Raw genomic sequence first — 21,427 nt, 5'->3', positions numbered from 1 at the left:
TACAGCCGGTTGGCATCGCAGTCTCTCAGAATGAAAGGCTGTGGCGGTTCCAGAAGGCGAGGAGGTCGTTGTCGTTCCCACGAAAGACGTTGCGCTCCGTCGGATGGGCCATGTTTCCGAAATATCGGGGGCTGCGCCAGGAGGAAGTGTTGTAGTGCTTGGCGTTGGAGCGGCCGTTTTGCCAGAGCACGCCGCCGTACTGCCACATCACCCAATCGTTCCAAATCCCGTACTGCTCGGTCAGTTCGTCGGGGGTAAGATCACCGCCCATGCTGCGCTCGGTCCCGGCGGGCCCGTAGAGGGCGATCCAGTAGGGCGAGCGGCGGATGATCCGCTTCTGGGCGGGGGTGGCGTTGCTGAGACTGGTACGGAGGGCGGCGCTGTTCTCGAGGTAGGAGACGGGTGTGACGCCGGTCAGTTGCTCGACGCGAGTGATGAAGTCGACGAGTCGGTCGGGCGATGAATTGGTGTCGAAGTCGCCGACGAGCAGGATTTTCTTTCCGCTGAGGCCGCGGCTGCGAGCGACGGTGCGGACGCGGCTGACGAAGTTCTCGGCCTGGAGTTTGGCGGGTTGTTCGAGGGTGACGAAGTGGTAGGCACCGAGCAGCATGCCTTCGCGGTTGGCGGCGGCCATGAAGTCGGAAAACTTGTCGTCGACGAGCGGGCCTTTGCCGGAGCGGGCGATCAAGCCGCGAGCGCCGTTGCGGCGCATGGCGGAGACGTCATGCTGGGTGAAGCGGTCGCCACTGCGTTGGACTTCCTTGGGATCCCAGCCGGAGACGTTCAGGACTGCGGGGGAACCTGAGACACTGGTTCCTCCGAAACCGCCTCCGCATTGGCACAAAAGGGGGAGGACCAGGAGCAGAAGTAGCTTCTTCATGCCGGGAGCCGAACATGGAAAGCCCGTGGATGGCAAGGGTATCGAACGACGGCAGCAGAGGCTCGATGTTGTCCAGGTGCGCTTTCCGGCCAAGCCCGGGATTTTTCTATGACGAGCCCGGCTTGCAATCCAGCGGTCTGCCCCTCACCCTCAAAGAGAAGTAGCGATTCTTAGCATGCCCGAGATCAATCAACAGACCATCGCCGATCGACTTGGCCTATCTCGAGCCACCGTATCGAGGTGCTTCACGAATCATGCCGGGATCAGCCCGGTAACAAGGGCCAAGGTTTTCCAGACAGCGGCCGAGATCGGCTACACGCACATGGAGACGCGGACTCCGTCTGCGAAGCGAACGAAAAAGAAGGTCAGGTTCAATGTGCTCATTTGCAGTGATACGGATGAGTACTTCCGGGGTGGCTATGAAAGTCCGGGCGAGCAGATTCTTGCGGGGGTCTCCGAGTATGCCCAAAGCCATGGTGCGAGGGTGGATGTGAATCTCATCCCACCGGATGTGAAAGACCTCGATGATCCGGCTTTCCTCAAGGTCGAGGGGCTGGTGAAACGTGAGGCCTCTGGCATCCTTCTGATTTATCCTTTCCCGGAGCCGGTGATCGACCAGCTGGCGCTGCGCTTTCCGCTGGTCTCACTGGTTGATCAGCTTGAACACAACTCGATCGACTGTGTGGATGTCGATCACTACTACGGCATTTCCTCGGTCATCGATCACTTGATCGAAGCCGGTCACCAGCGAATCGGTTTCTATACAAAGACCTATCAGGTCGAAGCGAGTTGGTCGTATCGACGCTATAGTGCGTTCATGGAGAAGATGGCGAGGCTGAAGCTGAAGGTTTCCGCGAAGGACGTGATCGGGATGTTTCCCCGTGAATCCGTGAGTCTTCCAGCGAGCATCAGCGAAGCTGCGGAGAGGACGAGACAAGGGGTCACCGCCTGGGTCTGCGCGGCTGACCACCAGGCCTACGACTTGATTCGAGGATTCAAGAAGGAAGGACTAGCGGTGCCGAAGGATGTCTCGGTGACAGGCTTCGATGGTATTGAAAGGGTTGGAAGCGGCCCCTCCCTGACGACGGTTCAGATTCCGTTCAGGGAGATAGGAATGACCGGTGCGGAGCGGCTGGCTGCTCGCCTGAGGAAGCGTTTCCACGGCAAGCAGCACATTTATATCTCGGGCAAGCTTCGAAGCGGCAAGACGGTGGCGCCGCCGTTGGGATAATCCCTTTTGTCACCTTCAGTCATCGGTCGACCCATCTTCTGCCGCCCGGCGTTTTTCGAGGTCCTTGACCATGCTCTCGACCTTTTCGTCCGACAAGTTGTACCAGATCAGGACGATTCCATTGGCGATGGCGAGGGTCCCGGGGAGGACACTGGCGATGATCCGGAAGCTGCTGACGACCTCGTCGCTTGGCACCTCGTCGGGTTTGAATCCGACGCTGCCAAGAACCCAGCCGCAAACGCTGCCGCCGATACTGATGCCTAGCTTCTGAGCGAACATCGCTGCGGAAAAGGCGAGGCCGGTGACACGGCGACCTGTTTTCCATTCACTGAAATCGGCAACGTCGGTGTAGATGGCCCAGACGAGGGCAGGTGTGGGGCCGGCGATGAGGTTTCCGATGATATTGACAACGACCAGCGTGGTGTAGCCGTCACGGGGAATGAAGAAGATGGTGAGGACTGTGAGGCCGTTGAGGATGGTAAGGACCAGCAGGCTGTTGCGTTTGCCGAAACGCTTGCTGAAGAAGCCTGTTAGAAAAACTCCGGCGATGAAGGCGAGCGATCCGGTGGTTTGGACAAAGCTGATCTTGTCGAGGAACCAGAAGAACTTTTCGTCGCCGACGCTGAAGTAGTATTTGAGGTATTGGGGGGTGATGGTCCAGCGGACGGCAGCACTGGAGAGGGTGAGAATGGCGGCTACGACCATGATGACCCATGGGCGGTTACTGGTGAGGGACTTGATGTCCTGCCAGAAGTTTTCGGTCTTGTTGACCTGCGGTTTAACGCGTTCCCGGGTGCTGAAAAAGGTTCCGAGGAACATCAGCGTCGCGACGACGGCGAGGAGCGCCATGGCGCGTGGGAAGCCGACTCCCTTATCATTGTTCCCGAGCTCCATGACGAGGGGAAGGAAGGCCATGGAAATGATGAGCTGGCCTGAGAACGCACCGATGAAACGGTAGGTGGAGAGCGAAGTGCGTTCGGAAGGGGAGGGCGTCATGACGCCCATGAGGGCGGAGTAGGGCACATTGATCGCGGTGTAGGCGGTCATGAGTGCGATGTAGGTGATGTAGGCGTAGATCAGCTTGCCGCTCGGGCTGAAGTCGGGATTGGCAAAGGTGAGGTAACCACAGATGCCGAAGGGGATCGCCATCCATAGGAGGTAGGGGCGGTAGGTGCCGAAACGGGTGCGCGTTCGGTCGGATATGGTGCCCATCAGGGGGTCGCTGATGGCGTCCCAGAGTCGGGGCAGGAGAAGCAGGGTTCCGACGGTTGCCGGGGGGATTTTGCAGATCTCGGTGTAGTAGTAGAAGATCCAGGCGTTGACTCCGAAGAAGAAGATGTTGGACGCGGTATCGCCGAGTCCGTAGCCGATCTTCTCCCGGATCGGCAGGCTATTGGGTTTTGTCGGCACGAGCTTGTGAATGGATTAAGAGACGAGGCAGTTGGCGGGGATCTTGACGAGAATGCTTTCGATCAGGCCCGACTGGCCGGTGATCTCTGCGCTGGCTTCCTTGTCCAGAATACCGCCAGGAGCTTCGCGCGCGGTTCCATCCTTGAATCGCACGATCGCCTGAGGTTCTTCAAGACCGTCGCCAAGCTGATAGATTACCGGGGTTCTGGCGAGGGTGAACTTAATGGTGCCGGCGGGGAGTGAGGCGTGCTCCGGTCCTTCCTCGAGGCCATCGAATTCGGCCTTTCTCAGAAGGCGGGGTTGGAAACGGATGCAGCCAGCGGTGAATTCGACGCCGAGTTCGCCCAATCGGCACAGGATTCCTTCCTTCACCTGTCCGGTTAGGCCAGGTTGTTTCGCTCCTGCGTGGCCGGGGCTGTGGGAATAAGGTTCGGCAGGGAAGGCCCCGTACTGCTCTGGCGAACGGCGGTATCCGAGACCGCTCTGGACCTCGAAGTAGGCGTTCTTGAGACCATTGATCAACTCGGCGGGTGCTCCGGAATCCATGGCTTGAAAGGTGACTTCCTGAGCGGCAAGCATCAGCTTTGAAACCATGTGCCAGTAGACGCAACCGAGGCCTTCGTAGCCAAACATGGTGCCGCTTCGTCCCGTGAAGGATCGATGATTGAAGACGCTCTCGTAGAGGCTTTCAATCTTGGAACGGTCGCTCGCCTGAGGGCCATCGAAGACGCCTTCTTCGGCCAATTGGTCGAGCACGGATTTGAGGGCGTAGCCGTTGGTGATCGATGAGTGGAATCGAAAACCATAGTCGGCATCGCGAACGATCAGTCGCTTGTCTCCCTGATTCGCCATGTTCGACAAGGTGTCGATTGCGAGGGCCGTCGATTCGCTGATCTGATTGCTTTCGAGGAAACGCAGGGTCTCCGCATCGGGATAGAGCAGGTAGGTTTGGTGACGCTCCGAGCGCAGTGCGCTGTCCGGCAAGGCGTTGAGAAGTTTGAGGGCTTCAGCCGGCTCAAGAATGCCGGAACTAAGGATGGCCACCTGACCTTCGAGCATGACGGACAGTCGCTCAATTTCCATGCTATGCTCGGCATGATTGATGTTGAGCACGTTGTAGGCATGCCAGAGTTGGTCTTGGCGCTGGTTCTGGCGGAGGACGCCTTCCACGGTGTGGCGTGCCGTCTTCAGGAAGTTCATGATGGCCTCACGGCTCATGGGCTGCGGTTGGCCGGGGCCAGAAGTATAGACGGTGGTGCGGTGTCTTTCCGCCGCGAGGCCGGCAGCTTTCACCATGGCAAAACGGTCCTTGCCACTCAGTTCCTCCGTCTGGTTCCAACGAGGGTCGGCGAGAAGGTCCGCGAGGGTTTCGATCAAGTTGGCAACGGCTGGGGTGATCAGCAGGCTTTCTTCTTTCAACCCGCCGATCGTTCTCTCGAGGAAGGCGAGATAGCGGCGCAAGTAGGAGGTCGTCACGACGGACAGTCCGCAACCCGCGAGGGCATTGTTGGCATCGTTCCACTCGGGGCGCTGGGTATTCATCCAAACCCCACCGGCTGGGACGAGGTTGGCGAGTTTGACCGCTGCAGGAAGGATCAGTTTTTCGGCAAGAGTTACCTTCACCAGTTTCCCGCTAGCATCCCGAAGAAGCAAACCGTCGGCACCCATGGACTCCTTGAGCTTCATCAGATGGTCGTTGCGCTCGCGGTCAAAGACGACCGTATCGCGAGGATCTTCGACGGTCTGTTCCCAGGAGGCGAGGCGGTAGGGGACATCGGCAAAGACATAGAGCGGTGAGTTCAGGCGCTCGCTCATCTGCTCGGGACGCACCTTGGCCTCCAGTTCCAGAAGCTTCAGGAGATAAACGATCTGGTGATCGCCCCAGTAGCCGATCGACGCCCAAGGATCATCCTCGTCAGGTTCCTCCCAATTGACCCCCTCTGAGGTGATCCGGTAGGGGTTGAATCCATCCGCAGTCGAGGCATTGAGGAACTTCGAAATGAAGCCGCCGAGAAAGTCCGGATAGCTCCAGGCAAGCGCTTCCCAGTTCTGAAAGATGTCGCGCCAGTTTCCTTCGAAACGGTGAATCGGCTGACCGTTCTCGTCCTTGAGCCGGATGTCAAAACGGTTCCACGGGCGGCTGGGATCACCATGACGGCGACTGAGAATGAGCGGCAGGTATTCTTCGGCAATGCGCAGCAAGTCGGGGTCGCCGAGTGGGGCGATCCGGGCGAGGAGGTCATGCCGTTCGAGAAGGTCCGGAAGTTCCGCCAACCAGGTGGCATGGGTTTCATGGAGCTTGCGATTGTGGATCTTGAGATAGTCGTCGAACTGCTCGCGACGGAAAGAGTAGCCCATTTCGGGGACCCCTCCGCGCAGGATGTTAGAGAGGGTATTCTGGTAGTGGTAGAGAGCCGTATCCCGGTCGGCCGTCTCTTGGAAGCCATCGGACGAGGCGACAAGGCTCCGCAGATGTTCCCGACCTCGTGCGATGTCGGCCATGACGGCCTCTTTCAATTCGGCAGGTTTGGAAAGCTTGCGACGTAGTTCGCTGACCTGTGACTGGGTTTGGTCAACCTCCGCCACGATCATCCAATCCATGGACTCACCGGGGGCAAGATCGAGTTCACGAGCCATGAACAGGGCACCACGCTTTGCGCGAATGGCATCTGGGGCAGGAGGGGCGTTGCCTCGCAGGAATTCCTCGGCGTCGCGGCGGACCATGTAGTTGGGACCTTCGCCCAGTCCGGTGGTCCAGACCGTGGTTGCCCGGAGGCTTTCCAGTGGGATCGGTTCATCGGTGATTCCAGCGGCGAGACGGTGGACGAGCAGCGAGCCACCGCATTCAAGTTCGCTGACCTTGTAGGCATCGGCGAGGCAGCTGTATTGAAGCTGCATCCTGCTATCCACTCCAGACGGCAGGAGATTGTCCAGTCCGTCAACCAGCCGCATGTTGCGGACTTCATCGGATTCGTTGCTGAGGGTGACGCGACGAACGAAGCCGTAGTTTTCGGAGAACTGCCAGCGGTAGGTAAGGCGAAGTCCGAGTTCCTTGTGGAATTCATCGAAGACCACTTCATCACCCAGCAGGCTCTTCATGAGTCGTCTCCGGGTGGGAGAAAGCAGGGCGATGGATGGGCGGAACGGATTCCAGAGCTTTCCGTCGGCAACGATCGCCGTCCAGGGACCCGTGCAGTTCCAATTGTCGATGATTTTGTCGACGGTGTAGTAAGGGAAGAGAGCAGTTTCGGGGGAGCGGCGACCGGCGCTCAAAGCGCCATCACTGCTGCAAAAGAGCCATTGGTCACTCGAGCCGACAATGTTGAGAAAGAAGGTGTCGAGAGCCTGGAGCTCGTCGATCACGACATACTCGCGTCCGGAATCGATCGACCAGTGATTGGCCGGGGCGAAGTTGGAGCTGATGATTTTTTCGCCTGCTGAGGGAGCTGAAATGGTCCGCATGTCGTTCACTTGAGAGCTTGGGTTTTTCCTTCCGGAATTCGGGTTGGCTTGGTGTCGATCGGGCGGATGATTCCTGGCGTTCAAGCCCTTCCTGCGCGGATCGATGGAAGGGGCTGATAGCATCATCGGGGCGCCTTGCAAATCCTGATTTGCACAAAATTGCAACCATGACCGACCTCAGAATCCCTTCTTCGGTGACCTTCAACTTTGCCTGACAACCCGAGTGGCCGTGAGTGCAACTTTATGCAACTTCTGGATTGACCTTCGATGGGACAGGCCTAGCTTTCGCAGATCGGAGCTTTCTGTGGACGAACTTCTCTTTGAGTGGTGCGTTTCAGAGGCTTGTCGATTGTTCGATCAGGATCATGGGGTGCTTTTGCTCCGGAGTTCTGACCTGAAGATGAAATACCCATGAAAACCCCAATTCTAGTCGCAGCCCTTGGATGCCTGACGCTACTGCCAGCGCTCGGTCAGTATGTTTTTTTCGTAGATGATTTTGAGTCTGCGGAAACGCCAACGAACCCTGGAAGCGATCAGTTGCTCTACCCCGAGGAGGACGGTTTGATCGTCGGTGCGAATCGGTTCAATTCGTCCAACGTGTATCTCGACGGCTATTTTTCATTCCCCGCGCCGAACAATGCTTTCGGAGCGGAGGTCGACGTGCCGGCTGGAGCTTTCTGCAATATCGCGACCGGAGAGGGGGGGGCTGAGCAAGGTGAGCAGGTTCTCACGGTCTACAACGACTACAACAACAACGCGGCTCAGGAAGCGGGTGAACTACTGGATGCGAACGTGTACCTGGAATACTATCTCGTCGAAGAGGACCTGGGCACGACGGTGACCTTCGTCTTTGATGCCAAGATGGGGAATCTCGATTTAACGCCCCTCACTGGAGTACCTGCAGGCAGCGCGCCCCCATTCACGCCTGAGGCAGAGGCTTTTGTTAAGGTGCTCAATCCTCTTGCGGGATTCGTCACCGATGTGGCCGATGTCGAGGATGCCACCCTCTTCCCCGAAACCTGGGAGACCTATAGCGTAAGTATCGATATTCCCGACGATGAAGAGTGGGTGGGCAGGGCTCTCCAAGCCGGCTTCCGCAATAAAACCAGCCAATATCAGGGGTCCGGGATTTTCTACGACAATATCTCGCTGACATCGAATCGCGTGGAGGTTCTGGATCCAGTGCCGATGATCCTTTCGACCGCGAAGACCGGGAACAAGTTCTCTGCAACTTTCCAGAGCGATCCGGGGTTCGAATATGAATTTTTGAAGGGCCAATCCCCGGAAGGGCCCTATGATGATTTTGTTGATTTCGTCGTGGGAGATGGATCCGTGCTGACCGTAAGTGACTTCTCGGCCACCGAAGACCGTGCCTTTTACAAGCTGGAGTCGCTGCCGATCCCTTAGAAACATCAAAATTGAAAGAATATGAGAACAAAAGCAAATCGAAGTCCTCGTGCCGGCTTCACCCTGGTGGAGCTCCTGGTGGTGATCGTCATCATCGCTGCCCTCGCCGGTTTGGCCATGATGATGGCGAATCGGGCAAAAAAGGCGGCGCAATCCGCAGCCACGCTCAATAACCTGCGGGAAATCGGAACTGGTGTGGCCGCTTGGATGACCGAACACGGGAATTTCTATCCACCGTGCTGGGACGACACCAAGGGAAACAACCGTTCGTGGGCGCAGACACTCGATCCCTACATTCACAACGTGGAGGTGTTTCGTGACCCGAAAAGCAAGTTCATTGGGCCCAACAAGCGGATTCCGGTTGAAGTGGACAAGAACTACTCCCATCCCATCACTTACTCGATGAATCGTTCGGTCAGCCGGGATGTTACGACCAATGGACGATATGAGATCTCACTGATCCACGCAACCCAAGTCGAAAGAACGGCTGATGTGATTCTCATGGCTGACGGATGCCAGAATCCTTCCAATCTTGGTCAGGCAAATGCCTCGGCCCATCAGGTCTGGGCGGCGACCGGGGAGTCGGGCCCGCGGAGTGAATTCAAGAATCCCATCCCGGTCGGCCCGGATGAAGATACCCCCGATGGCGACGGCTGGTTCCGCTACTACGGCGGGAAGTGCAATGCCTTGATGTGTGATGGATCGGCAAGGTCCTTCTCCAAGGGCTCCATCACCAATCGAAACGTCTGGCTTGATCGCGTGCGAGAGGATTAACGCCTCATGACTTCCTTCGGCGTCCGGTCGATGAAATAGAGGCCCCAGTGTTTCTCGGCACCGAGTGGATTGGAAGGATCACCCTTCCAGTCCTCATCGAAAGCTTCGAAGAAGAAGGTGGTGATGTTCATTTGCTTCGTCCACGAAAACAGGTCGTCGAAATAGGCGGTCTGCTTGGCTTCACTGGCACGCTCACCGAATTCGCTGGCGGTGGTCGCCCAGCCGGCCTCGGTGATGACGATCTGGCTGTTGGGAAGGGCATTCCGAACCGCCTGAACGTTGGCAATGCTGTAGCTCATGGCTTCGTCGATGTCCTTCTGCTCCCAGACGGGGTAGATGTGGATGGAGACGAAATCAACCTTCTCCGCGAGCTTGCCGCCGTGCTTCGCCCACCAATCGTAATTGTCGGCGACGGTGACCGGCTGTTCCACCGCCTGCTTGACCCGTTCGACGTAGCGGATGATTGAATCGACGGGCACCATGTGGTCGTTCCATTCGACCAAGGCTTCGTTTCCGACGGCGACGGCGACGACGATGTCCTTGTAGTCGTTGGCAAGACGGATGGCGCGGTCGACTTCCTGGCGGTTGGCGATGAGGTTCGCGGCGAGTTTTTCCTCGGTGTAGGGTTCCGTCTGCCAAGGACAGCCAGGGTTGTTGACTTCGGCATCCAGCCACGCACCGAGGAGGACTTTGAGGTCGAGATCATTGGCCTTGATCAGACGAAGGACGGTCTCGGAGTTGACTTGTGAATCGTAGAGCCGGATCAATTTGAAACCGGCGTCGTCGTGGATGATCCTGAGGTCTTCAAGAATCTCATCGCTGCTTGGATTGACGGCGCCATTTCCTCGATCGGGATGCTGTCCCTTGCGAAAGCCCGAATAGCAGATCGCGCGTTGGATGCCCGCCAGAAGATCCGCTTTGGACTGCTGGATCGGGGCGGGGGTGGAGACGGCGTTCTCGGCGGGAAGAACTGCGGAGACGACGATCGAGAGAATGACGGGCGCGATGTAACGATTCATGGCCGACTGGAACTAGTGGAGCGGAGCAGTGGTCCTCACAGTGATTTCAGGAACTTGATCAAAGCTTCCCGGTCGCTTGCCGGCATGGTGCGGAAGGCTTCCTTGGACGCCTCGGCCTCGCCGCCGTGCCAGAGGATGGCTTCTTCAAGACTGCGGGCACGACCATCGTGAAGGTAGGCTTCGCCACCGCTGACTCCGGCGGTCAGGCCGATGTTCCAGAGGGGTGGAGTACGCCATTCGGAGCCGCTGACACCAGGCTCACCCATATTGTCCGCCAGGCCCGGGCCCATATCGTGGAGCAGCAGGTCGGTGTAGGGATGAATGGTCTGATTGCGAAGTTCGGCCATCGGATGAAACGGCCCGGTCGTCATTTCAGGAACATGGCAACTGGTGCAGTTGGCATTGGCGAACAATTGCTCACCGGCAAGCGCGATGGGATCGGAAAGATCGCGTCGAGCACCCACACCTAACAAAGCGGTGTAGCGGGTCATCAGGTCGAGATCCGAGTCACTGATCTCCACCGGGCTCGCCGTGGTATCTCCGTCGAGGATTGGGAACACCGTCGTGGTGACTCCCATATCCGTATTCAAGGCGGAGGCAATCTGATGACTCAGGCGCGCCTGGCCGGCACGATTCGTGAAGCGTCCCAAGCGAACCTCGCCGGTCTCGGGATCGGTGACGGTATGGTAGCGACCTGAAATCCCGTCTTCATCGGCGTCTTCGGGGTCGGCCAGGGCGATGATGGTTTGTTCATCCACGGCTTCGAGAAGTCCGAGTCCGACCAGCTGCGGAGCGAGTCGGGCGGAGAAGTAGGTCGGCGTCTCTCCTTCGAAGGCATAGACGGGTTGCCTGAGTGAAAATGGGCTGCCGTCGCCGTATTGCCCACTGCTTTGAATGTAGCTGGCAATGGTGGCGATGGACTCGGCGGGACCCGTGGTCGACCGGGGTTGAAGGACGGAACCGAGAACCGGATGGGGTGAACCTTCAGCATCGCTCCCGACCTTGACAACAGTCTTGAACATCGGCTCTCCGATCGCCGGTGGCAGGGCGCGGCCGTTGTTGGTGTGGCATTCGACGCAGCTGCGCGAGATGAAGTCGGAACCAAGCTTGCCGACATGTGCATTGAAGATCGGGTTGCCGGGCTCGGAGTGCGAACCATCGCCGAAGTCCGTGTGGTGCAGGCGGCGTCCCAGCATGAAGGGCTGGCCGTTGGTTGGTGAAATGTTACCCGCGGTCTGCTTGAAGCGGTGTTCGGGTTCGTTCGAATACTGATAGGGCAGGGTGGTTTGACCACCGAGCCAGGCTTCCTTCGGCAAGGGGTGGGAGTCGAGGGTGCGGTTGACGTTGCCAACGGTGCCGACCGGGAAGCCGAGGTCATTGCTCTGCCCCCACGGGACGATCCCTTCGCCGACGATGTAGAGCATCGTGGTGCCGTAGTAGTTGTTGCGGCCGTTGCGCGGGGAGGCGAGGAACTGGCTGATCTCGATCTCAATACGATCCCCGATCTGGATGGCGCGACCCTCGTTGGGGTTCTGGTTGATCGTCGCGCTGTAGTTGTAGTCGGTTTCGCCCGGAATGGCCGAGGGGGTGACCGAAACGAGGGTCGCCATCTGATTGCTGTTATATTCAGCCACCGTGCCGATGCCGCGGAAGAAGGTGCGGAACTCCGAGGCACTCAGGCTGTCCAGCGTGGTGTAGTTGAAGGTGATGTCCGTGCCCCCCTTGGCCACGCGGTCGACGATTTCGACATTGGCGACCCGCTGTTCCCAGTACCAGCTCAGGTAGTGATCGTAGGAGTTGAAATTGGCTTCCCGCGCGTGGCGGTCGCGGGCGCGGTCGGCGATGTAGGTATACAGCGCGTCTGGAGCATCCACGGTGGTGGGCGCCTCGAGGGTCGTGCTGGCGTTGTAGAGCGCGACGATGTTACCTTCCAGATCAGGCACGTCCGGGAATCCGACGCGATAGAATTCGGCGTCTTTCGTCATCGGGATTAGGACCTCGCCGATGCCGCCATCTCCTTGGATGGGGGGATCGATGTTGACCCAGTTCGACAAATCAATGGAAGAGAAGGGCTGATACGGAACGCCAAAGACGGTTTGCCAGCTGATTCTTGAGACCGCTTGTCCGGCAAGGGGCAGGTAGTTGGTCTCGCCGACGATGATCGGGCTATTGTCGGTCGCGAGGCTGACATCATCGATGAATGCTCCGCCAAAGTCATTGGATACCGCGCCGGTGACAAAGCGGAACCTCACTCGGGCACCCGCCGCGGATGCGGGAGCGACTTGATTGGGTACGGAGACTTGCGACCAATCACCGATGGTCCCGGTGAACTTCTTCAGGCCGGTGCCACCGATGACGGTGCCGCCGCTGTTGAGCCATTGGAGTTCGTACTGCTGTTCGTAGGAGGGCCTTGATGGCAGTTGCTTGACCCAGAAGCTGAAGTCATAGCTTGCGCCGCCCTCGACCGTTCCTCCTTCGTCTGTGACCGACTGGGTGAGAAGCGACTCGCTGGTGGCGGTACCGAGATTCTGAAGGGCGACACTCATGCTGTATGAGCCGCTGTGGAAGTCGCTGTCGGTTCGTATAGCCGGCTGGATGGCGGTCGTCCAGTTCTCCGGAGTGGCTCCACTGCCTGATTCGAAGCCACCGTTGATCGGGATGGCCGGGATCGGATCGGATACTGGGACGTCTTCAACGAGTCGGTATTGACGGGAAGTTGGCGCCCCGGGGTCATAGATCGTGCAACTCGAACCGTCGCCGAGAATCGATTCTCCGAGATTACTCCACGGGCCACTGGCTGCCGGTGCCCATTGGGCCTGGTAGGTATACCCTTCAGTCGTGCTCCAAGCCAATTGGGTGCCGGGTTCGATTTCAAGACGTGGTGAATTTGCTACCACGGCTGCTCCAGAAATCATAAGAAGGATGAATGGCAAGGTGGTCTGCAAAGGCTTCATGGGTCTGGGTTGGATTGGGGGAGGAAGGACGATAGCACCCGAACTAGGGCGCTCAAATGGTATGTGGGTGTTCAAGGTGGAAGAGCAGGGTCTTCAACCAAAAAAGCCGGGCATCCCTGAGGATGCCCGGCACTTGAGAATTATCAGGGAATTCTATCGGCGTCGGCGACGAAGTGTCAGAAGTCCGAGGCCAGAGCCCAGCAGCACGACTGCTGATGGCTCAGGAATGGCTTCGAGACTTACATCGTCTACAAACAAGCCATTCTGAATTCCGGCAACAGGACCTGCAGAAAGTTGGAAACGCAGGAGGAAGGAATCCGTCCCGTCGGGAACGTCGATATCGCTTAGTCCAAATTGCTGGTAGCTTGTATTGATCCCTCCAGTTACCAATTGAACGAGCGATTCTCCCTTTACGCCACCACCGTCACTTCCGTCCTGATCGAGCCAAAGGATCTGATAGAACATATCAACACCTGTGAAATCCAATGTGGCGCTCTTCGCATACAGGGAGAGATTGTAATTCAGTGAGTTGTCGATGCTTCCCACTGGTTGGTTCTGTTCGGCAAAGTAAGCACCAGGAGCCGGCGTGTTGTTGACGTGGTCGACCTCCATATAGATGCTGGCTACTCCAGTCCGGGGCATTGAGAGACTTCGGGTTGTACTGCCAGCAGCGCCAGACAATTGATTCCAGTCAGTAGCATCTGTGGCTACGCCTAGTTCGAATCCTGGATTGGTAATAATGTTGGCCGCTGAAGCAGCGCCGCCAAGTGAGAGAGTCAGAAGGCAAGCAATGCAGCTTGGGGAGAAAAGCGCTCCGGGTTGTGGTCGTTTGATCATCGATTTGGGTTGGTAGGGGTTTGCTGAAATAACACTCTGCCGCCGTTGATGGCAACCTGAGGTGAGAAAAATGGTCAAAAATCATCAAAAGGTCAACCTGTAATTACATTAAATTGCACGATGGATTGGGTGTGTGCTGGTGCTCGTCGTTGCCTTTGGTCTCAGGCGCAAGGACGAGTTTGACCCAATTTCCCACGGTGCCCAAGGATAGACGAAGAATGAAGCAGTCTGACAACATCGTGGCCCTGCTTGCTTTATGATGGCTCCAAAGAGGAATTTGGCGTCCTGAGAGGGGACTGTGGGGCAAGTAGCTGATCCTTGCGGGCCAAGCGAGACGCACGGCTTGTGACAGGAGGGGAGAGAGATGGATTGGTGGCTGCTATAAGCGTGTTGCGCCTGCAGTTGGCGGAACAGAAACGAAGGTGCTCTCGGTAATTGGTCAAATCATTCTCTAATTTGAAAGTCAGTAGGTATGCTGAGCAAATGATGCGTTCTTTGGAGGGAAAGTGCCCGAGCTTTCGACTGAGTCAGGGAGCCTCCGCCTCTTCCTCGATCCTGATTTCGGGGATGGTCTTGAATTCCACGGGGCCGAGGGCGGCGTTGCTGCTGGGAACCATGAAGACGAGCTGACGCATGTCTGAACGGTGTTCCCAGACTGCGGTGTAGAGGGGTTTCTTCAGGTCATCCTTGAGGTAGAGGAAGACCTCGATGTTGCGGGACTTACCCTCAGGATCGACGGTGACGGGTTTCCATCCCGGTGGCACGGCCTTGGCCTGCTTGTCCCAGCGGAAGACCAGCGGTTTGGGGGTGATATTGATTAGTCGGAAGGTTCCCCAGCGGAACGACGAGACATCATCCTCGATGACGAGGGTGCGGAGTCCGGCTTTTGACTTTTCGTCGGGAAGCAGCAGCAGCAGGGGCGTCTTGACGTTGGAAGGCAGATTGATCTTCAGGGCAAGGGGCTTGCCTTCGGCGTCCTTGCGGTCGTTCACCTCGAGCCGAAGGTTGAGGGCTTCGGAGGGAATGTTGAGCGGCTTTGAACGGGCACTGGGGTGAAGGTAGCCGATGTCGATGATTTTGGTTCCGTAGGCAACGGACAGCTCGCGTTCGGAGATCTCGTCATCCCAGGGCAGGACGGTGAGGGGAATTCCGAGGCTGGAGAGCGAAGTGGCGAAAAGGATGAGAGAAGTCGTGAGCAGGTTTTTCATCAGGTTTAGTGGGTCATCCTCTCAGCTCCGCGTCGGGAATAAAGCGGAAAGATGTGATCCGCAGTCTTCGCCCGAATCGTTGATTGATCTCGTTGATCTCATCGATGGGGGCGAAGGCGGGATCGGATTCGTCGATGAACTCCGGATAACGCTGAACGGTCGCTTCGGCCCAGGCTTTGGCGATGACCTTGCCGCTGGCATCTCTGGAGTCGCCGTAGCCGCGGACGGTGAAGGTATCGGACCTCACCGAGATCACCGGGGCGATGGATTTGAGCACGTCGGCCTGGGTGAGGTAGCCCGGGATACCGACCGCGGTGTTGTTCGGGGTGATGTTGTCCTGACTGCTGCCTTCGTAGCTCGCCACCGAGAATGAGCTTTCGAGGGCCGACTCATTCAATCCGGAGCGATCGATGGCCTCCTGAAGGGCCCCCTTGAGCGCAAGTTCGTCCTTCGAGACCCTGCGGTTCACGAACTCCGCAAGGGAGAGGAAGGGGCCGCGCTTGCGGACTTCCTCCACCAGTTCCTCGGCCATCTTCTCGATCTCCGCATCGGAAAGGGCGCGGTATCCCTGCCACTTGTCGTCGGCGACGCCCACGGGATCCCGGAAGCGGGGGAAGGGAGTGGTATTCGAATGACTGATGGGATTCCCTTCGACATCGAAGGTGCTGCCGCGCAGTCCGGAGAGCTGTGCCTTCCAGGCTTCGACGCTGGTGGAGTTGACGTTGAAGGTGCCATCAACCATCAGCAGCGAGGCGATCTTCAGGCAGCCTTCAGGACGCACCAGCGAGTCCGCCAGTTCCTTGGCTTCGAGACTGCCTGCAAGCGGTTTCATGCGTGGGTTCTTGAGAGGGTTTTCGAGCGGATCTTCGAAAAATTCCTCGAGCACCGTTTCAACGGATTCACTGATGCGGGCTTCCGTGCCTTCCCAGACATCGGGATCTCCCGAACCACTCGAAAACGATAGGGTCGGAGACGCTCCGCTGAAGAACCAGCCGTCCCACAGGGCTTCGTTGGCAAGATAGGAATGGTCGAGTTCCAGCGGGCCTTCGACGACAAGTGAGGAAGGAACGTAAGCGCTCGCCCAGCTGTTACCGAATTGATTGGCCGGGGCGAAGGGTGTGGCCGAAAGATCCGCGTGCTGGAAGGCACCAAGCGAGAGGATGGGGGCGGTTGGGATCTCGAAGAATGAAAGCTGGGTGCGGCCTCCGTTCGGAGTTTGGGAGGCCCCATAGTAGGCGGACCGGCCCTGATTGGCAGACTGGAGCACGCCATTGAAGGAGGACACCGCACGCATTCTGATCTGATACTGGGGTCCGGTCCTGAACGTCGTGTTGGTGATGAAGGGATTCATCCACGGCTGGCGCGGATTTCCAGTAAAGACCATGTCGGCAATCTGGGCATCTCCACCGTCTCTGGCGACCCGGTGATAGGACTCGAGCACTCCGATCGGGATCGGTTCCTGCTTCAGACGGGCATAAGGAACCCGAGGCGACCTGAACTCGACGGTTTCCCCCGCGATGGAAAAGTCCTGAGCGAGGATATCGGCGATCGACTGACCGCGGTCTTCGTTGGATGGATTGCTTCCCTTTGCCCGAGTGGCATCCTCAAGCGAGATGTAGAAAGGGTAGGGTTCCTGAGCTCGAATCGCGGCGAAGGTGATTTGAGCGGTGCGGTCCTTTTCCAGTTTGCGAATGAAGCCCTGGTTCCGAACGAAGTTTTTGGTCGGGATGGAGAATCCGCCATTGGTGCTGAACTGGTCCAAGCTGTCGACGGGCCGGAGGAACACCGTCCGGTCCCGAATCGAGCCGGACACATCGAAATCAATCAGCTGCTGTCTGGCAGGAGCAAAGACCCGGACCTCTCCGGGTTCAAAGCGGATCGGCCTGGCTTTTCCCGTTGCGCTGAGAGGCTGGCCATCGGCCGTGATGGCGGCGAAAAAGTAGGGGTCAACGCTTCGAGCGTGGTCCTGGCTGTTGAACTGTTTGCCCATCAGGCCGGACATGTACATGTACTCGCTCGACATCACCCGTCCACCCGTGGAGTAGGTTCTCCAGGTGAAGTCATAGGGCATGTCGATCCAGATGTGCGCCACGCTTCCCTCGATCTCGAGTGCCACATTGTAAGGATTCCACAAGGTGATGATGGGGGTGATGATCACTCTCAATTCATCGGAGGCAGAGAGTCCACCGCTGATCAGGAACATGGTGCGGTCGAGAACCGGGCGAATGCTTAATTGAGTCCGGTCACCTCGGACCGTCGCGGCTGGAGGAGGGTAAAACCCACGTCCAACGTTTCCGGCCTTGCCGGCGACGTGATCGTTCTCCCGCTCGAATACGGTGATCCCCGAATCGGTCTGATAGAGATGGTAAGCCGCGCGGTAAAAGGATCGGAGCGATTGAAAGGTGGGGACGGAGGCAATTGGAAAGTCGAACTGGACGTTGGCCGGCCAGAATTCCTTCTTCACCTGGTAGGTGCCTGATTGCTCGATGGGTCGGTAGAGAGGTCGCTGATCGCGGTAATCCGAGGGCACCCCGAAGGCGTCGACGCTGGCGGCGTGGAAAGGATTTTCGAAAGTCACATCCCCATCACTCCAGGTGGCTTTCTCAAAGTCCGATTCGTCCATGTCGAAGCCGAGGCTCATGTCGGTTTTCAAGCCACCCTCAACGACGTTGGTCAGCAGTCCCGCTCCTTTGGTGGTGAAGTGGGCACCGCCCTCGATTGAGGCCGGACCTTTCCAGAGTCCCGTGTCGAGTTCCGCCTGACTGAGGCTCAGGACCCGGGCGGCCCTGCGGTTCCATTCGCCGGTGGGCTCTTCAAAGTAGTCGTTTTCGGCAAGCGATGGTCGCGGCTGGGCTTCGAGATCGTCATTGACGATGCGCTCATCGACCTCCGGGCCAGCGACGGTAATCTTCGCCTTGGTGGCTTCCTGCGAGACCCCCCAGGCAAGCGAGCCCTGCTGTCCGTCCGTATCGATTGGAATGGTCTCGGCACTCAGCGAAAAGCCGTCCGCTGACTCTTGAAAGAGTTCGACGCTGGTCCCTTCGGCCGGGGGGGTCTTCACCCAATCGAGTTTGCTGAGGTCGTCCCGGTTGCCAGAAGCAAGCCAACCGAGAAACCGCCGCTGTTTCTCGGAATCGTAGTCCGGCGCCGAGGCGGTTGGGTTTTCGACGTAATTTGGCGACCATGACTCCCACACACCGACGGCGTGATTCTGCTGGGAACCGTCGAGGATGTTGCCGTCCGCGGTGATGCGGCGATCGTCTCCAAGCGTTTCCTGCATCTGCGAGATCGCCATTTGGAGAGCCAGCCGGGCATTGGCCTGAGCTTCGGCCTGGGCAAGACTGCGTCCCGAAGCGCGAATCGACACCGTCGAAAGCGAGAGCAGACCGACTGCGAGCAGCGCGAGGAGCACCATCATGGAGATCGTGACAATCAGCGCGAAACCTGATGCTGCCGGGGATGGCAGGGACCGACCCCAGCCCAGCCTTTGCTTCAGACTGCGGGGGTTGTGACCTTGCATGCCACCTGAATGGCGTAGGGATGGGTTTGGGTTTATCATGTTCTGAGGGTCAGGAAGTCGGACGAATCATTTGAGGAAATGCAACTTTATGCAAATTAGGGGTGAAAGGGACTCCTTCAAGGTAAAAGTTTCACTTTGTAGATACAGCCGTAATTTTCCCATTTCGCAATCCGAAAACACTAATCTGCCAAACAATTTGTCTTTAACCGGGTCGGGGAACCCGGGAATTGAAGTCGATCGTGGAAATTCCCGGTGGAACTCCCGGTTTTGGGCAGGGTGGGGACTTGCATGATCGGGACGGTGAGAAGGCCCGAGCGCTTCGGGGGATTCGACTCCGGACCGACCAGCTCCCGTCCTTATGTCGCGCGCATGAAAAGGCTCAGGGTTTGACGGTGAGGCTTTTGGGCGCCGCCGTCATGCTGGTGCCGTCCGAGAAGCGAACTTCGAGGGGCGTATCGCCGAAGTTGTAGGCGGCGTAGGTCCTCTTGCCGTCCTTGATGTAGACGTTCACGAAGGGATGGTCGGCCGTGACCGAGGCGTCGTTGAGCCCCAGCCTTTCGAGGGTGTGGATCCAGTGATACATGAAGGCGTGGGTGTTCCCTCCTTCGAGGCTACAGTCCGGATTGGAATCGATGTAATTCGCGGCGGACTTTGGATCGCTGAGGGCGTTGAACATGACCACGAGGTCACCCCATCCGTTGTTGTAGTCGCTGCCGCCTTCGCGCTTCTCCACAATCCGGTCGTGATTCTTCTTCACGTAGTCGGGGAAGCGCCCCATGTAGATCGATGCAGGCGTGAATGGCAGCCAGTTGATGCCGTGGATGCAATCGATATCGCCTGAAAACCAGGTGGCGAATGCTCCCTTGCCGCCCCAGATCATGCCGAGTGCGACGTTCGGAAAGTCCTTCGGGAAGTTGGTCCCGGAGACGTCGAACCAGTATTCTTCGACCGCGGTGCGTTCGGTGTTGAAAAGATAGATGCCGGTGTCGCGGATCAGTTCATTGTTGGTCGCTTCACCCCAGAGCATCATGCCATACCAGGCGTTCATCGATTCCGATGAGGACTCCTGATTGTTGCCATCGCCGAAGTCGGCATGACCCGAGGCCCAGGAATGCCCGGCGTAGGCATCGAAGCAACGCATGTGGGGGAAGAGGGGATCCTCGAGGGCAGGCGAGGCGATGTCGCGGATGAGAATTTCAACCATCGGACCCCATTTCTTCGCCCACTCGGCGTCAAGCCGGGCGACGGTGGCGGCTGCCCGGATGAAGTAGCCGTAGTGGAAGTGGTGGTCGTTGAGTTGCGAATCGCTTCCGTAGGAGGGAACGCTGCCGATCAGGGCACCCCAGGTCTCATTGTAATAGAAAAGGGGTGAGTTTTCTCCCGGCGATGCGGTGAACCAGTTCTCCAAGCGCCGCTTGATCTCGTTGTTGAACTCGTCCTGAAGCTTCGTTTCACCGATGACTTCGGCGATGCCGCTCAAGGTGGTCAGAATCCCGAGATGCTTGCCTTCCCAGTAGGTGTCCTTGAACTCGGGATTTGCCGCAGCCGATTGTTCCTTGAGGTAGGCGACCATCCGATCCCGGTCGGGAATGCCTTCCAGGGGCAGCATCGGCAGCAGACCCTGGATGGGAACCGAGGTCGTGAATTCGGTGCCCGTTCCGATCTTCATCTCGCCGCGGACGGATTGGTAGCTCTGCTCGGTGAGCGGCGAGCTGGTGTACTTCCACTGGTGCGGGTAGAGGGAGAAGACAGTGCCGTCTTCGCTTCCTTCCATGGCTTCGGTGGTGAAGCTGTAGTTGGTCTTGAGAAAACCGCCATCGACCTTGGGAGTGGTGCGGGTATCGACCACGTGGTTGTGTGCGTAGCGAGAGAAGAGCTTCAGGTTGTCCGGCTGATTGTCGGGAAGCAGGGCGATCGAGAAGTAGTCCTTCTCCGACTGGTTGGTGAAGATGGAACCATCCATACCTTCCCACGTGGAGCCCGTCGCGCCGAAGATGCCGTAATGACGACCCCGGACTGAAATACCGAGGGTCGAGCTGTTTTCATCTCCGGACCAGATCTGCGGCTTCTCCGCAAAGACGATGCGTGCTTTTCCACCCTTCACCCGTCCATAGATGAAAGGGCTTCCATGACCGATGCTGGTGCGTAGCGCCGCGCTGTCCTTCGCAAACTCGGCCGTGATAAACCAGTCGGAGAAAGCGGCACATCGGGCTGAAGGAAAGTCACTGACCTCGGAGTGCCCGATGAAGAAGTCGCCTTCCTTGGCGATGCCGCCTCCCATGATGTTTCCAGACGATCCATCGATGACGTCGCCCGGGTAGGTCACGGCGAGGCCTTCCTCATGGCAAAGCATGGCAAGCGGGTGGGCGAAGAGGCTCTGAGAGAAAGGTTGCCAGACCAGGGAGCTCCACCACTGATTGGTCGGAGTCGCCCCTTTGAGGTCATCGGTCCGGTAGATCGTCTCGGGCAGCGGCTCGCAGGGTTCGGGGCGGGTAAGCGAATAGCTCCCCGCTCCAACTTCCACGATCTTGGCTTCGGCTTCTTCCGGCGGCTCGGCACAGGAGGTGAGGGCGGTCAGGCCCGCCGCTGCCATGGTGAAAACGAAGTGGCGGGTGGTGAGGAGTGGGGTTGAGGCGGGCATCAATCTCGGGTTTGTTCGAAGAGGGTGCCGGGCTCAGCCCCACACCCAAGTTGCGGTGTTAAGATCACGGGATGCAATTTAATG

Annotated in this window: 12 protein-coding genes; 3 read left to right on the top strand and 9 right to left on the bottom strand. The window is 58.1% G+C overall.

Translation table 11 applies throughout. The features are described from left to right. Positions 1–25 precede the first annotated feature (25 nt). Complete coding sequence (locus WBG04_RS17685) at positions 26–880, bottom strand: GH25 family lysozyme (RefSeq protein WP_424316033.1); 855 nt, start codon at positions 878–880, stop codon at positions 26–28. Positions 881–1,055: 175 nt separating this feature from the next. On the opposite strand from WBG04_RS17685, the gene WBG04_RS17680 reads away from it, so the two are divergent. Next, the gene (locus WBG04_RS17680) at positions 1,056–2,111 is read left to right on the top strand and encodes a LacI family DNA-binding transcriptional regulator (RefSeq protein WP_424316032.1); all 1,056 of its coding nucleotides are present in this window, start codon (positions 1,056–1,058) and stop codon (positions 2,109–2,111) included. 15 nt (positions 2,112–2,126) lie between these two features. On the opposite strand, the gene WBG04_RS17675 is transcribed toward WBG04_RS17680, so the two are convergent. Both WBG04_RS17675 and WBG04_RS17670 read right to left on the bottom strand, forming a co-directional pair. Next, a complete protein-coding gene (locus WBG04_RS17675; RefSeq protein WP_424316031.1) occupies positions 2,127–3,521 on the bottom strand; it encodes an MFS transporter in 1,395 nt (464 codons plus the stop codon). A 15-nt stretch (positions 3,522–3,536) separates the two neighbouring features. Then, the gene (locus WBG04_RS17670) at positions 3,537–6,983 is read right to left on the bottom strand and encodes a hypothetical protein (RefSeq protein WP_424316030.1); all 3,447 of its coding nucleotides are present in this window, start codon (positions 6,981–6,983) and stop codon (positions 3,537–3,539) included. A gap of 411 nt (positions 6,984–7,394) precedes the next feature. Here WBG04_RS17670 and WBG04_RS17665 point away from each other — a divergent pair, with 411 nt between their 5' ends. Further along, complete coding sequence (locus WBG04_RS17665) at positions 7,395–8,390, top strand: hypothetical protein (protein ID WP_424316029.1); 996 nt, start codon at positions 7,395–7,397, stop codon at positions 8,388–8,390. A gap of 21 nt (positions 8,391–8,411) precedes the next feature. Continuing rightward, complete coding sequence (locus WBG04_RS17660) at positions 8,412–9,164, top strand: type II secretion system protein (protein ID WP_424316028.1); 753 nt, start codon at positions 8,412–8,414, stop codon at positions 9,162–9,164. Here WBG04_RS17660 and WBG04_RS17655 read toward each other — a convergent pair. The 6 genes from WBG04_RS17655 to WBG04_RS17630 form a co-directional block, all read right to left on the bottom strand. Beyond that, the gene (locus WBG04_RS17655; RefSeq protein WP_424316027.1) at positions 9,161–10,183 is read right to left on the bottom strand and encodes a glycosyl hydrolase family 17 protein; all 1,023 of its coding nucleotides are present in this window, start codon (positions 10,181–10,183) and stop codon (positions 9,161–9,163) included. The two genes, WBG04_RS17660 and WBG04_RS17655, sit on opposite strands and share 4 nt — an antisense overlap. Before the next feature lie 35 nt (positions 10,184–10,218). Then, positions 10,219–13,137, bottom strand: a complete 2,919-nt coding sequence (locus tag WBG04_RS17650; RefSeq protein WP_424316026.1) for a di-heme oxidoredictase family protein — start codon at positions 13,135–13,137, stop codon at positions 10,219–10,221. Between the two features lie 153 nt (positions 13,138–13,290). Then, positions 13,291–13,779 carry a PEP-CTERM sorting domain-containing protein gene (locus WBG04_RS17645; protein ID WP_424316025.1) on the bottom strand — a complete coding sequence of 163 codons (489 nt, stop codon included), beginning with the start codon at positions 13,777–13,779 and terminating at the stop codon, positions 13,291–13,293. 722 nt (positions 13,780–14,501) lie between these two features. Then, positions 14,502–15,182 (bottom strand): hypothetical protein, encoded by a 681-nt coding sequence (locus WBG04_RS17640; RefSeq protein ID WP_424316024.1) that lies wholly within the window; start codon positions 15,180–15,182, stop codon positions 14,502–14,504. Between the two features lie 13 nt (positions 15,183–15,195). Further along, the gene (locus WBG04_RS17635; protein ID WP_424316023.1) at positions 15,196–18,600 is read right to left on the bottom strand and encodes a hypothetical protein; all 3,405 of its coding nucleotides are present in this window, start codon (positions 18,598–18,600) and stop codon (positions 15,196–15,198) included. A gap of 481 nt (positions 18,601–19,081) precedes the next feature. Beyond that, positions 19,082–21,343: a glycosyl hydrolase gene (locus WBG04_RS17630; RefSeq protein WP_424316022.1), complete on the bottom strand. Its 2,262-nt coding sequence runs from the start codon at positions 21,341–21,343 to the stop codon at positions 19,082–19,084. Positions 21,344–21,427 lie beyond the last annotated feature (84 nt).

Origin of the sequence: Haloferula sp. (assembly GCF_049672945.1) — a bacterium.
Lineage (GTDB): Bacteria > Verrucomicrobiota > Verrucomicrobiia > Verrucomicrobiales > Akkermansiaceae > Haloferula.
This window is presented reverse-complemented; position numbering and strand designations above follow the sequence as displayed.